Source organism: Cytobacillus sp. FSL W8-0315 (assembly GCF_038002905.1).
In the GTDB taxonomy this organism is placed as follows: domain Bacteria; phylum Bacillota; class Bacilli; order Bacillales; family Cytobacillaceae; genus Cytobacillus; species Cytobacillus pseudoceanisediminis.
This window is the reverse complement of the sequence record NZ_JBBOOC010000001.1, coordinates 2,559,605-2,572,680: the sequence shown is the minus strand read 5'-3', so window position 1 is coordinate 2,572,680 and position 13,076 is coordinate 2,559,605. Positions and strand designations below refer to the sequence as shown.

Sequence of the window (13,076 nt, the reverse complement as noted above, 5' to 3'; positions counted from 1 at the left end):
TGCACCTTCCTGCCTTCAAGCGGTTTTATTCCCTTATCCAAATTGCTTTTGTATATCCAATTTTCAAACCTGCTTTTTCCATATTATTCTGGCTTACCGAACCAAACCTTGCCTGACCAGTCAGCAGCTCGGCATTATTTGTAATCGCTTGGCAGATTCGGGCTTGAATAAGCGCGCTGTGGACTCCCATGTTTCTGAAAGAAGGCAAAACAGCCGCGGCCGCAAGATTTGCCACCCCTTCTTCCATAAAAATGACACCTATTCCAGCTGGTTCGTTGTTTACAAATGCTAGGTAAAAGGCCCAGTTTTCATTGCCATAAAGCACCTCATTATTTTCAGCTATCCCCTGGCTAAGGAAACCAGGCATGCCAAATCCCTTTGTATATACCTCGCCGAAAAGATCAAATTCCTTTCTTTGTATCCTGCGTATATCAATGCCAGCATGAATGGGAAGATCCACAAGATCTGAAGGCTCCGCAAACAAAGTGGTATGGAAATCACATTGATAAAATCCTTTTTGATGAAGCAGCTTCAGTAAATCTGATGATCCGTTTGATGGTGTGATCTCCAATCGAATTGGGATTCCTTTTCCCTGGTAGAAATCAACTATTTGATCCAGAACTTCTGTATCGGCTTCCTTAAATCCTTTAACGAGATTGAATGATGGACCCGGAATATTCCTGGCAAAAAAAGCGGTTGTCTGGCCAATTCTTTTAATCTCAACGCCCATTGGGTTTTCATCCCGATTTTTAATAGCTGTCAATCTGGAGTGCAGCACATCTGTCTCTGCCTGGTCCAGCCTCTCAGCTAAGTCACTTTTCATCACTAGATTCATAATTTTCACCTCATTTATTAAACGTCAAGCCTTCCAAAAGAATGCAATATTTTATATCGCTTAACTGCAAGTATTCCTTTCCAATGATTGCGTGCAATTTGGAATTCATTATCAAATTGTCCCCAGCTCCAGGAAATATCCCATGTTCCTTCATTTGAGATCTGCTCAATATAGAAATCAAGATTATCATCAATTAACGTTCCAAATTTCATAGAAAGAGAATCTTCTGGATGCTCAGCAAAATCCAAGGGAGTGGCTGTATAGCCTAATCCCCAATCTTCTTTTTTCTTCCCGGCAGCTTTGTATGCAAGAGCATTCACTTTCTCAGCCGTATGCTTGAGAGTGTAATTAATTCTGGAATCAAATTCAGTTTCCTGCTTAGACATTAACTTTACCAGCTTCTGAAAATTGTTAATTTCATGCCTATCCATCTCATCAGCTTCCATTATGTAATCAGCTGCATCCTTAATTGTTTCCCACCCTATTTCAGCAGAACTGGTACCAGGTGGTGACCAATGCAATAAGAACCCGGCAAGCTCCGCACTTGGGTTATAAGACCAATTTTCCTGGACATTCTCTGTCCAATGCCACCATGGAGCATGTGGGTACTCGTTGTTTGAAGGCATAACTGATGGCCACATTTTCTTCTCATGCATATAGCTGTGTTCTAAATAATTTACTAGTTTTTGTACAACATTTAACTCGGGTTTTGCTTCAATGTCCATCAAAATTTGTCCGGCCGCCCATGAAGCCATCGGTGACGAGTAAGGGGACCAGAAATCAGGTTCAATGCCATGGCCAAATCCTCCATCGTCATTCTGAAAAGCTTCAATACATTTTATTACCCCTTCATCATTAAGATCCTCAAAATGGTATGACCATAAAGCTGATTCAAGCGGCCTTGCATTTCTTTTAATCCATCTGCCTGTATTCTCAAATCTTTCTTTCGTTATCTTCATAAATTATTCCTTTCTTAATTAGGCGCATTTGATTTCTTATTAGTTTTCTAGCTATAATTTCAATTTCCTTTCTTAAGCAATAAAAAAGGAAAAGAGTCAAAGCTCTTTTCCTAATCAATCCACTTTATAATATCATCGAATGGTCTGCGTGTTTTCGGCCTTGGGTCTTTCACTCTGTACCCAAATGCACACATTACCGACAGCCCGAAGCTTCCTTCTTCAAGCAAACCTTCCTCATTCAGCAGCTTATTCATTTTTTCAATATCGAAACCTTCAATTGGGCAGGAGTCTATGCCAATTTGTGCAGCAGCGGTCATCATATTCCCCAGTGCGATGTAGCTTTGCTTACAGGCCCAATCAAAGAGAGGGCGGTCTCCTTCCAGAAGATCAAAATCAGACTTCTGGAATTCCTCTATCCGCTGCAAATATTTTTCCATCATTTCTTCGGGCATCCCCAGAGTATTTCTAAAATGATCCTGCAGATACTGGGAATCATATTTAGTATCTTTTTTCGTTCTTGCCAGGACTAAAACAAAGTGACTTGCTTCAGGCAGTTTACCGAATGCTCCCCAGGAGGCATTCTTAATTTTCTCACGGAGCTCCTGATTCTGAACAACCACAAAACGCCATGGTTCAAAGCCAAATGAACTTGGTGACAGACGGCCTGTCTCCAATATAAATCGAAAATCTTCTTCGGGAATTTCTTTATTTGGATCAAATTCCTTTGTCGCATGCCTGAATTGATAGGCATTCAGAATGTCTTCCTTTAAAGTTTCCTTTTCACGCAAAACCAAACACTCCTTTTCTGACTGTTCTAATTTTAACGTAACACATTACAGCATAACATTCATGAAATCAGCTTTTAGTTTGCCCTTTTCATTGCCCTCCCTAATCATTTTGGGCTCTGTCTTTGTAAATCCATAGACAGCCTGATCATATCCCGGCAAAGAATTCCATTTTCATGGATATCTTCTTTGTAATGCCGCACAAAAAAATCTCTATCGACCCCAGTGATTCTAAAACCGCATTTTTGGTAAAGAGCCAGCTGCCCGATACTGGAATTCCCCGTACCAATTTCAAGGGTTTTATTTCCACCTTGAAAAGCAAGCTCTATTGCATGCTGAAGAAGTTTTTTGCCGATGCCCTCTCCCTGATATTTTTCACTAACGGCAATATTAACAATCTCACAGGTTCCTGGCCTTGTGGCAAGAAGGATATAAACGCCGACTGCTGCTCCGTTAAGTTCAGCAATATATGTTTCCCCTCGATTTAGATAATCCTCAATAAATTCAATTGAAGGATCTGCCAATAATAGCAGGTTCATAGGAGGGGGCTCTGAATGGCCAATACTTCGAATCTTCATTATGTCCTCCTTTTTATGTCAAGGCTTTCAAAATAATCTTTGAAAATACTTTCTGTTTGTTCTTTCGGATCAAAAACGGAATGTCCTGCCCCTGCAATCAATTCTTCTTTTAATGAAGGGTGATATCTTCTAAATTCCTGCACCTCTTCTTCCTTTATCAGAGTGCCTTTTTCCTCTCCGCGCAATAAAAGGACCGGCCCTTCAATTTGATCCAGCCCATAGGTTAAGTCCAAATCCTCTGAATCCATCTGAAGTTTCATGGGGAGATCTTTATGAACCCTTGCGTGAATTCCATCTTCTTTTTTCACATAGAATTCTTCCTTTCTTTCTGCAAATTCTTCCGGGCTGATTTCCTGATTAGGGGAGATAGCCTGATAATGCTCCTCCCATGTCTGATGAACTTTATTTCTGGCGATTATGTTTTCAACCCATTCCTTTTTCATAACAAAGCTTTTTGCAGGAAAGTCCCCTACCACAAAGCCCTTTATTTTGCCCGGATAATCTACTGCAAACTGCACAGTATTCGGGACTCCCCTGGAAAATGAAATAAAGTGTGCTTTCTCAATTCCGGCGTGCTGGAGAACCGCCTCAATATCACTGGCCAGATGCCGGATTGTAAAGCCGGTCTTCGGAAGGCCGCTGTCCCCGCACCCTCTTAAATCAATTGAAATGACCCGTCTTGGTTTTCCCCATTTTCCTTGAGATAGTTTTTCCCCAATCCACCTGAACATTCTTCCATTTGAAAGGTTCCCATGAATGCATATTACAGGAAGGCTGTCATTCTCGAATGCAGGTATCCATTCCAGATAATGAAGGGTAAAGCCTTCCTCTCTTTCTATAAAATGATGCTCCATAGCTGTCATCTCCCCCGTTCATTTTTGATTACCTTTTTTATTTGAGTTTCCCGTTCATGCTTATCGATATATTCAAAATATCCAATTCTATTTCCCCAGGGATCCGAGAATGTTGCCCACTTAACAGGGACTTCTTTCCTCGAATGGATATCAAATGGTGTTATTTTTAATTCTGTGATCAGCCTTTCACGTTCCTGTTCAAGATCAGGCACACCCAGCCTAATTGGACCGCTTCCTATACTGGGAGTTCCCTCAGCTATCTGAAGCCAGCACCCTGTGATGAGTTCCCACTCTGCAAAACCTTCATGCGGAATGAAATCAGGTTGTTTATTAAGTAAAGTTTCGTACCACCACAGTCCCTTTTTCATGTCCAGCACCCTGAATTGAATCGTCATTTCATAGATCATTTTCAGTCCTCCCATCCCATTCCAATTTATGTAATTCGTTAAAATCATCACATTTCCTTTATTTTATTGTTTTTGAACCAAAGTAAAGGGAATTAAGAGTATTGGATAATAGAAAGGGAGTTGATTAACCATGACAATTAATGCTTTAGTATTAAACTGTACGCTAAAAAAGAGCAGTGAACCCTCCAATACCGATGCACTTATAGATGAGGTTATTAAATTTTTTGATGAAACGGAAGTGGAAACAGAGGTCATTACAGCTGCAGACTTTAAGATTGGATATGGCATTACTTCTGAAGCTGTGGATCAGGAGGATGAATGGCCGGATATTTTTAAGAAGGTTGAAGAGGCAGATATCCTTATCCTTGGTTCTCCCATCTGGCTTGGCGAGCAAAGCAGCATCACCACTAAAGTGATCGAAAGATTATATGGAGGGAGCAGTCTGACCAATGAAAAAGGGCAGTATATTTATTACAATAAGGTTGGCGGCGTAGTGGTGACCGGCAATGAAGATGGAGCCAAACATGTTTCGCGTTCTGTGCTATATTCACTCTCCCATATGGGATTCACCATACCGCCAAATGTTGACACCTATTGGGTTGGAGAGGCTGGTCCCGGCCCATCCTTCATTGAAGCAAAGGGCTATGAAAATGACTTCACAAGACAGCATGCCAAAATAATGGCCTATAATTTAATCCATTTTGCTAGAATGTTGAAAGCTCATCCGATACCTGCAGAAGGAAATATCGTTAAAGTCTAGTTGCATTAATAAGCAGTAAAAAACCAGCATTGGCCCTAAATGCTGGTTTTTCCTCATTATCTTTTAGTAGAAATCTCCAATCCCAATTGATCCAGTGCGTGGGTGATACCCTGCTGCAGAATAGAAAAACAAGGAATTTGTGTTTCTTTATTTCCGCTCTCTATTATTTGGAGGCTAAGTTCTGGTGAAATCCCGACAAATATGCAGTTGCTGCCCAATAGGGAAGCGGCTCGGACAAATTTCTTCAGGAAATCCAGAGTATATTGATCTACCCCTTTTAATGCAGTTAAGTCCAGTATTAGATACTCAGCTTTATATCGGGGAAGATTCAGTAATGTTCTGTTCAGCAATTCCTCTGCCCGCAGCTCTTCATATCTTCCAACCAAAGGGATGACTAAAATGGAATCGATCACAGGTATAATAGGAGAAGAAATCTCTTTAATGATTTCAGACAATACTCTGGTCTGCTCAGCAATTTCCTTTTCCAGCTCTTTCTGGGAGCTCTGTGTCCGCTCTTTTATCATTGCGCTAATATTCTGGGAAGGTGTAATTTCGGATTCGAAAAATTCGTATTCGGAATACTGGTCCCCCTGGACCTGGCTTTGCCTCACTTTATACCATATATTTGTTTCAAACAGGCCGCTTAACACCCCTGCCCAATGTCCAGGCAAAAAAGTGCCTTCTGTTTTTTTCTTTTGAGCAATATTAATCTTATATTCCCAGCCGCTGTTAACACGTACAATGGCTTTCTTTTCTTCGAGACAGAAGGAAACAATGTCTGTTTTTCCCCAACCAGCAGTTAGATAAATATTGGGCAGATGATTGATAATGTCTTCTTTTTCTTTATTCGATTCCAAATAAAATTTGCTGACAATTTTCCCTGTACGGTACCCTGCTGTTTCCAGCACAAGCTTGGCCGACTCTTCACCAGAGATTTCTTCAATGGAGTCCAGCAGTGTCTTGAAAGCTGTGTTTATCCAAAATACTACCACATCGTCGTTCTCAAATCTAAACGTTGCATCATCCAAATCCCAATCGAATAAAGATCCATTTACATTTATTTCATATTTGGAAGATTTAGTCTCCATCGAATGCCCCCTCATTTTATACTTTCGTTGCTGTCTAGTCATCTATTTAAAGAACATTATTATTCTACCCTCAAGATTATTTCGGAGTCAAAAATGTATATGCTTCTGTTAAACCCTTATTAAATATGAAAAAAACCTTTGAAATATAGCTGCTGAAATTTGCCGCCTGCGAGTCAAAATCCATTCAACTTTCAGCATCTTATCGTGCAGAGTTTTTTATTCACCTCCAAAAAAAAGAGATAGGCAAGCAAGTCTCCCAGCTTATACCTACCCTTCTTCTTCCCACATAATCGTAAATGTACTGCCTTTTGCCGAACTTTCTTTTAGAAATAAATTTGCGTGCAAAGCACCAGCCAGCAGTTTGCTGAATGGAAGCCCCAAGCCAAGCCCTCTTACTTTCAGCTTTTTCTGTTCACCCCTGTAAAAACGCTCAAAAATATAAGGCTGCTCCTCTTCCGCTACTCCTGAACCAGTATCATGAACCTCAATAAATTTCTCACTCAATATAACAGTAATGCTGCCATCTTCATCAATGGCATGATAAGCATTATTCAATAAATTAATCATAATCTGCTGCAGACGGTACGGGTCTGTTGATCTGCAGATGGTTTCAGAGGGCACTTCTACACGATAGTGAAAATGGCCTTTCTGAGCCAGTGCCCATTGCCTTACAATATTCTGCACGAGCTTATTCATATCACAGTTTTCGGGCCTGATTGAAAAAGCACCGGACGAAAGAGAATTAAAATCGAGCAAGTCCTCAATCATTTTCTGCAAACGGCTGACTTCTTTTAAAGAAATATCAAGAAATTCCTCTTTTTCTTCCCCGCTTACAACATCATCACGCACTGCCTGAATTAGACCGCTTATAGATGTGACAGGTGTTTTCAAATCGTGTGTGACCCCAGCCAGCAATTCTGCCCTAAGTTTTTCAAGGTGCATAAGCCGCTCAGTCATTTCTTTAAACGATATGATTAAATTATGAATCTCTTCCTCATTGGCCCTGGCTTTCAGTTCGATTTTATAGTCACCTTCGCTGACCTTCGAGGCAGCTTGAGCCACTTCCTGAATGGGTCTCGAAATTTTCCTGGAAAGAAAATAAATGACACTCCATCCGAGTAAACCCAATCCTGTGAGCATGATAAATAACAAGGAATATTCCTGATTTACATTCGTCAAATCATCTGCGCTTTGGACCACCACGACCCATCCAACCTGGTTATTATCGAATGATATCTCCGACTTAACAGCATACACCGCCTGACCATCCTCTGTCTCCAGTTTTTGGACGTTCTTTTGGTTCTCAAGCAAATCTGCAGGCAAAGTTCCGAGATTGGGACCAGCCTGGTTATTTCTCTGCATACGTCCAGATTTTTTATATAATATCTGTCCATTTAAATCGCTTATAAAAACCTGGGGATCAAACTTAAATTCCAGCAGCTTCGCTCTTTCCTCCAGCATTCTATTAAAAAATGGATCAAATTCGATGCCGCCGTCCTGCTGTACGACACGATCTGCTGTTTCAACAGCAACGTACTGCAGCAAATTCAGCCGGTTTTCAAGAGTTGTCTGCCTGATCCACCACATAGATCCCGCTGCCAGTAAGATAAGTCCGATGACAAGTGTAATAAGATAGCGGGTTGTCCAATAGCGGAGCAGTGTTGTTCTTTTGTTATTTTTCATAAACATGGAATTGGTACCCCATTCCTCTGAGCGTCCTTATTTCACCTTCTGTTTCCGGCCAGTCTGTTAATGCCTGCCGTATCCTCTTTACGGCCAAATCGACAGCACGGTCGCTTCCGTCATAATCCATTCCCCAGACATGTTCAATCAACTGATCCCTGGTGAAAGTTCTGTTAGGCCGTTCAGCCAAAAACAGAAGCAATGATAAATCTCGCGGAGTCAAACTTACTTCCTTGCCATTCAGGAAAATGGTATGCGCATTAAAATTTATCGTTAAACTTCCATATTGTTTTATATGTTCATCCGTGTACACATTTGCTGATCGCCTCAATACGGCATTCACACGTGCAATAACCTCATCTCCGATAAAAGGCTTTGAAATATAATCATCTGCACCTGTATTCAAGCCCTTCAGCTTGTAATCAATATCCCCCAGCGCTGTAAGCATGATAACAGGACATGCGCTTTTTTCACGAATTTTTTCAAGCACACTCCAGCCATCCATGCCAGGCATCATAATATCCAGGATCACAAGCTGTGGTGAGTGACTGAAAAATTGCTCAAGAGCACTGGTGCCGTCATATGCTGTTAGAACTTCAAACCCTTCTCGCTGCAAATAGGCGCTTAAAACCCTGGAAATAGCCAATTCATCTTCTGCCACAAGGATCTTTTTCATTTTACTTTCCTCCAATATGTTAACTATACAAGAAAAATCCCCGGATTTGTACACGGGGATTTTTAAAACTTATTACAAAGAGCCTGAGTCTGTATCTGTTTCAGTTAGACTTTCTTTAGATACGCGCTGCTTCATGCTGCCATCTTTCCCATGCCCATGACTGCCTCTCATTTCCTTCATGCCCAACCCTTTAATATCCATAAAATTTTCTCCGAGTACATCCTGTAATTTAGCACTGTCCTTCTCTTCTATTTCCGAGATAAGTTCTGCTGTTGATTTATTATTGGTGGAAATACCCAAGTCCTTAGCGAGATCAGTCACTTTTTTCTCCCTGACCTCTTGAGCAATTTGCTGAATAAATTTCCCATCTATTGATATGCCCAGTTCCTTCGCTTCTATTTTGACCATCACGGAAAATACCTCTTGCCAAGCTTCCCTGATATCTTTGCCTTCTATGGAGATTCCCAGCTTTTCTGCCTCTTTTTTTACGGACGCTGTGTATATTTCTTCTGATAAGGTCTGCAAGTCTTTTCCATCAGTAGAAATCCCAAGCTCTTTTGCCTTCTTATTTAAGGAAGCAGCCTGTATTTCTTTCTTAAGAGTATCCAAATCTTTGTCTTCAGTCGATACTCCCAGTTCTTTGGCCTCCTCTTTCAGTTTTGCTGTACCGATTTCTTCATGAAGAGCTTCTGCATCTTTTCCTTCTGTCTTGATGCCCAATTCTGCAGCTTCCTTTTTCAGCTTAGCAAGCATTACTTCCTTCATAAGGTCTTCAGTATCTTTTCCATCCGTTTTAATCCCAAGCTCCTTCGCTACTTTCAGAATTTCTTCTTCCCTGATTTCACCAATTAAAGTTTCGGCATCTTTTCCTTCTGTTTTAATGCCGAGCTCTTCAGCCCTTTGAAGGACAGATTCAGAGTCATTAGTAAACCCCCTGCCATGATGTCCAAACCACTTGTTTTTAAATTTCCAGCTTAACTCGCCTTTTTCTGCAGAAGTTACTGTATCAGATGCAAAAGATGTTGTCGCATATCCACCTGCCAATAATAAACCTGCAAGGCTAAAACCAATGATTGTCTTTTTCATTCCTATACCTCCTGAATATTTTCAAGGCCAAGCATTCTTAACCTCGACTTTACTATATCCGGGCAATATGTCAGGTAGATGTCAAAAAAAACTTAACAAATAAAAAAAACCGTCAATGCCGCAATAAACGGCCAGACGGTTTTTAGCCTGCTTCCCGAATTTCTTCATTGATAAATTTCCTCTTCTGGATAAAGATGAGCCGCATTGAAAGACAAACACCTGCAGCAAGAAGCCCGAAGGTAAGGCCAAGCCAATATCCAGTAGCCCCGAGGCTGGTATGATGTGCAAGAACGTAGCCAGCAGGCAGACAAATCAGCCAATAAGCAATCAATGTGATAACAAACGAAATATTCACATCTTTATATCCTCTTAATGCAGCTTGTGCAGTAGCTTGGATGGCATCAGAAATCTGGAAAAACAGGGCGTAAATCAGAAAATGGGCAGTTAAGGCAATAACGGCACTATCAGTAGAATAAAAACCTGCAACTTCATAGCGGAAAAATACGACCAGCAGCCCAGTAAACAAGGCAATCAATACGGCTAAATAGATGCCAAGCCAGCTGTAGGCTTTTGCATCCTTATACCTGCCTGCACCCACTTCAAATCCGACTAACACTGTCTGCGCCATGGAAATGCTGATCGGGATCATATACAGGAAGGAAACAATGTTTAATGCAGACTGATAAGCGGCAATAGTTGTCACATTGAATTTACTGATTAAGATGGTCACCACTGCAAACATACTCGTTTCAAAAAAGATTGACAATCCCATGGGTACTCCAATCTTTAAGATTTCTTTGCATTTATCCCATGAAAAATCATTAAGACCGCTGAATATCGTATAGTTTGAAAAAGGCTCCTTCGTTTTTATAATAAAAGCAGTCATGACAAGGATGAACCAATAAGTAATAGAAGTTGCATACCCTCCACCTGCTCCTCCCAGTTCAGGAAATCCCCAATAGCCAAATATCAGGACATAATTCAGAAAGAAATTGATTGGAAGCGAACAAAACAAAATCACCATTACAACTCTCGTTTTGCCGAGTGCATAGATGAAAGATCTTAAAACATTAAATATGAATAAAGGAACGATTCCAAAGCTGAGTCCCACAAGATAGCCCCGAGCCGTTGCTTCCACAGCATTAGTCAGATTCATGCTATCTAGCAGCGGGTCAAGCAAAAATGAACCCAACAGAATGACTGCAAAGGCAATAACAAAGCCCAGAAATATTCCATTTTTTACGATAGAAGTTACTTCCTTGTTCTTTTTCTCTCCAAACGCTTGAGCCGCAATTGGAGATACAGCCATTAAAATTCCGCTGAGCCCGGTAAAAACAGGATTCCAAATGGAGGAGCCTATCGCTACGCCAGCAAGGTCGGAAGCATTATATCTTCCCGACATGATCGTATTAAAAAAGACCATTGCAAACATGCCAAGCTGCGTGATTAAAATGGGAATTAACATGATGGTAATTTGCCTGATCTTCTCCTGTAAAGTAAATGTCTGATACATCCTAAGGACTCCTTCTCAAAATATTAATCATAAATATCATTATATTATATCTTTAAGAATAAAGACCTTATTTTTAGACAAAAGAAAAAAGAGCTGCAGAAGCTCTTTTTTCAGGACATCACTCATTTTCTTCTTCAAGTATATATTTAAGTTTTTGCAGCTTATTATTCCAGAATTGTTCATAATAGGACAGCCATTGCTTCAATTCTGTCAGCGGCTCAGGCTGGAGATGGTAGATTCTTTCTCTGCCTGCCTTTTTCCCTTTTACTAACTCAGCTTCAGAAAGGATCTGAAGATGTTTTGATATGGCGGTACGGCTTATGGGAAAATGAGCACTTATCTCTGAGATCGGGCGTTCTTTTTCAGCCAGCAGCCTCAATACTTCTCTCCTAGTTGGATCGGCGATTGCCTGAAACACATCATGTTTCCTGGCAGAAGCACCCATTATTCCTCAACAACCTTGCCAAGCTTCGCAAGAATTCCAGTCCATCCATGTGACATTCTTTCACGGATAACTGCACTCTCAGCTTGAGCTTTCTCAACCAGTTCATCTGACTGTTTCCAGCCGCCATGTATAAGAGTAAATTCAGTTTTGCCGCCCAAATCTTTCAATAGGAAAGATACAAACCATCCATCTGTATCCCATTTAAAAGAAAGCCGGTTGGGCTCATCCAGTTCTGTGACCTTACACGGGGACGGACCAAATGGGGACTGAATATGAAATTCATAGCCCAGCTCAGCCTTAAAATCATTTGGCATAAACCACGCTTCGATCCCTTCCGAAGTAGAGACTGTCTTCCAAACTTTTTCAATCGGGGCACTAAGTATAACTGTTTGTTTAATATCCTGAAGTGTTTCCATTTACATACTCTCCTTTAATTATAAAATACAACCTTTTGGTTTCATTTAAATCATATACAACCTTTTGGTTTCATGTCAACTGGAATATTATGATGTTTTCTAAAATAAAGCCTAAATATGCAGGTTAATCCATATAATTTACAGAATTAATCTAATATCTAAAGGAGGGATCATGATGCAGGAAACGATTCAAGCCCAAAAACTTTCTGATCTGGAAACTGCGATTCTTACATATGTGAGACCCGATACTTTTCCGCTGGCTATAAGAGTTTTGAAAAAAGAGGAGGAATTGCCTGTCAGGGTAAAACGTCCGGCAAGAGACTTTGGCAAAACATTCAGCATCTGTCAGGGTGTGACAATGTCTAGAAGATATGGCTGGTCCATTGCCATGGGCAAAGAAGACTTATCATGCCCAATTGCCAAAATCGCTTTTGGATTTGAAGAGGAACTCGACTATTACTCAAAAGGCAGCTTAACAGATGGTATGTATACAAAAACCTGTGACCTTGGCGCCTTAACCGAAGCGGCAGTTCCTAAATTTTCAAAAGAGGAAGCCGGAACTGTATTAATGGCTCCTCTGGGGAGAGCAGCATTTGAACCGGAAGTAATCACTGTTTATGGTAATTCAGCCCAAGTCATGAGAATGGTTGCGGCTGCCCTCTATCATACGGGCGGTGAAATTACATCCACTTTTACGGCTAGAGCTGACTGTGCCGATATCGTTATTAAGACCATAAAAACCGGTAAGCCGCAAGTGATCCTGCCATGCTATGGAGATCGGGTTTTCGGGCAGACACATGATCACGAAATGGCCTTTACCATTCCTTTTTCCATGGCAGATGAGTTTGCTGAGGGATTACAGCAAACCCACAAAGGCGGTGTGCGCTACCCAGTTCCAACCTACCTTCAGTATGAGGCAAAGTATCCGGACACGTATGAGAAGCTTAACGAGATGTTCGACAGCCTCCCCTGATTATTTGATGCTGGTGCC

Annotated in this window: 15 protein-coding genes; 2 read left to right on the top strand and 13 right to left on the bottom strand. The window is 41.0% G+C overall.

The features are described 5' to 3' along the window. Nucleotides 1–25: 25 nt before the first annotated feature. The 6 genes from MKY20_RS13220 to MKY20_RS13195 form a co-directional block, all read right to left on the bottom strand. Nucleotides 26–835: a GNAT family N-acetyltransferase gene (locus MKY20_RS13220; protein ID WP_251156804.1), complete on the bottom strand. Its 810-nt coding sequence runs from the start codon at nt 833–835 to the stop codon at nt 26–28. 17 nt (nt 836–852) lie between these two features. Then, nucleotides 853–1,794 carry a hypothetical protein gene (locus MKY20_RS13215; RefSeq protein WP_251174976.1) on the bottom strand — a complete coding sequence of 314 codons (942 nt, stop codon included), beginning with the start codon at nt 1,792–1,794 and terminating at the stop codon, nt 853–855. 110 nt (nt 1,795–1,904) lie between these two features. Further along, nucleotides 1,905–2,582, bottom strand: coding sequence for an NAD(P)H-dependent oxidoreductase (locus MKY20_RS13210; RefSeq protein ID WP_192908882.1), 678 nt, complete (start codon nt 2,580–2,582; stop codon nt 1,905–1,907). A 104-nt stretch (nt 2,583–2,686) separates the two neighbouring features. After that, a complete protein-coding gene (locus MKY20_RS13205) occupies nt 2,687–3,157 on the bottom strand; it encodes a GNAT family N-acetyltransferase (RefSeq protein ID WP_009333578.1) in 471 nt (156 codons plus the stop codon). Then, nucleotides 3,157–4,011: an alpha/beta fold hydrolase gene (locus MKY20_RS13200; RefSeq protein WP_251174977.1), complete on the bottom strand. Its 855-nt coding sequence runs from the start codon at nt 4,009–4,011 to the stop codon at nt 3,157–3,159. Before MKY20_RS13200 ends, MKY20_RS13205 begins: the two co-directional genes overlap by 1 nt. A 5-nt stretch (nt 4,012–4,016) precedes the next feature. Next, complete coding sequence (locus MKY20_RS13195; protein WP_019382508.1) at nt 4,017–4,418, bottom strand: VOC family protein; 402 nt, start codon at nt 4,416–4,418, stop codon at nt 4,017–4,019. A gap of 130 nt (nt 4,419–4,548) precedes the next feature. On the opposite strand from MKY20_RS13195, the gene MKY20_RS13190 reads away from it, so the two are divergent. After that, nucleotides 4,549–5,178, top strand: coding sequence for a flavodoxin family protein (locus MKY20_RS13190; RefSeq protein ID WP_009333575.1), 630 nt, complete (start codon nt 4,549–4,551; stop codon nt 5,176–5,178). Between the two features lie 56 nt (nt 5,179–5,234). Here MKY20_RS13190 and MKY20_RS13185 read toward each other — a convergent pair whose 3' ends face one another. The 7 genes from MKY20_RS13185 to MKY20_RS13155 form a co-directional block, all read right to left on the bottom strand. Then, entirely contained in the window at nt 5,235–6,266 is a 1,032-nt protein-coding gene (locus MKY20_RS13185; RefSeq protein ID WP_251174978.1) for an STAS domain-containing protein, read from the bottom strand. A 267-nt stretch (nt 6,267–6,533) separates the two neighbouring features. Next, nucleotides 6,534–7,955, bottom strand: a complete 1,422-nt coding sequence (locus MKY20_RS13180) for a sensor histidine kinase (RefSeq protein ID WP_251174979.1) — start codon at nt 7,953–7,955, stop codon at nt 6,534–6,536. Beyond that, nucleotides 7,939–8,625: a response regulator transcription factor gene (locus tag MKY20_RS13175; protein WP_251174980.1), complete on the bottom strand. Its 687-nt coding sequence runs from the start codon at nt 8,623–8,625 to the stop codon at nt 7,939–7,941. Before MKY20_RS13175 ends, MKY20_RS13180 begins: the two co-directional genes overlap by 17 nt. Nucleotides 8,626–8,697: 72 nt before the next feature. Further along, nucleotides 8,698–9,711 (bottom strand): hypothetical protein, encoded by a 1,014-nt coding sequence (locus tag MKY20_RS13170; RefSeq protein ID WP_251174981.1) that lies wholly within the window; start codon nt 9,709–9,711, stop codon nt 8,698–8,700. Between the two features lie 142 nt (nt 9,712–9,853). Next, entirely contained in the window at nt 9,854–11,224 is a 1,371-nt protein-coding gene (locus MKY20_RS13165) for an MATE family efflux transporter (RefSeq protein WP_009333570.1), read from the bottom strand. Nucleotides 11,225–11,342: 118 nt separating this feature from the next. After that, complete coding sequence (locus tag MKY20_RS13160; protein WP_251174982.1) at nt 11,343–11,669, bottom strand: ArsR/SmtB family transcription factor; 327 nt, start codon at nt 11,667–11,669, stop codon at nt 11,343–11,345. Next, the gene (locus MKY20_RS13155; protein ID WP_251174983.1) at nt 11,669–12,085 is read right to left on the bottom strand and encodes an SRPBCC family protein; all 417 of its coding nucleotides are present in this window, start codon (nt 12,083–12,085) and stop codon (nt 11,669–11,671) included. The genes MKY20_RS13160 and MKY20_RS13155 overlap by 1 nt, the downstream gene beginning before the upstream one ends. Before the next feature lie 172 nt (nt 12,086–12,257). On the opposite strand from MKY20_RS13155, the gene MKY20_RS13150 reads away from it, so the two are divergent. Next, nucleotides 12,258–13,058 (top strand): DUF169 domain-containing protein, encoded by an 801-nt coding sequence (locus MKY20_RS13150; protein ID WP_033196598.1) that lies wholly within the window; start codon nt 12,258–12,260, stop codon nt 13,056–13,058. Nucleotides 13,059–13,076: the final 18 nt, after the last annotated feature.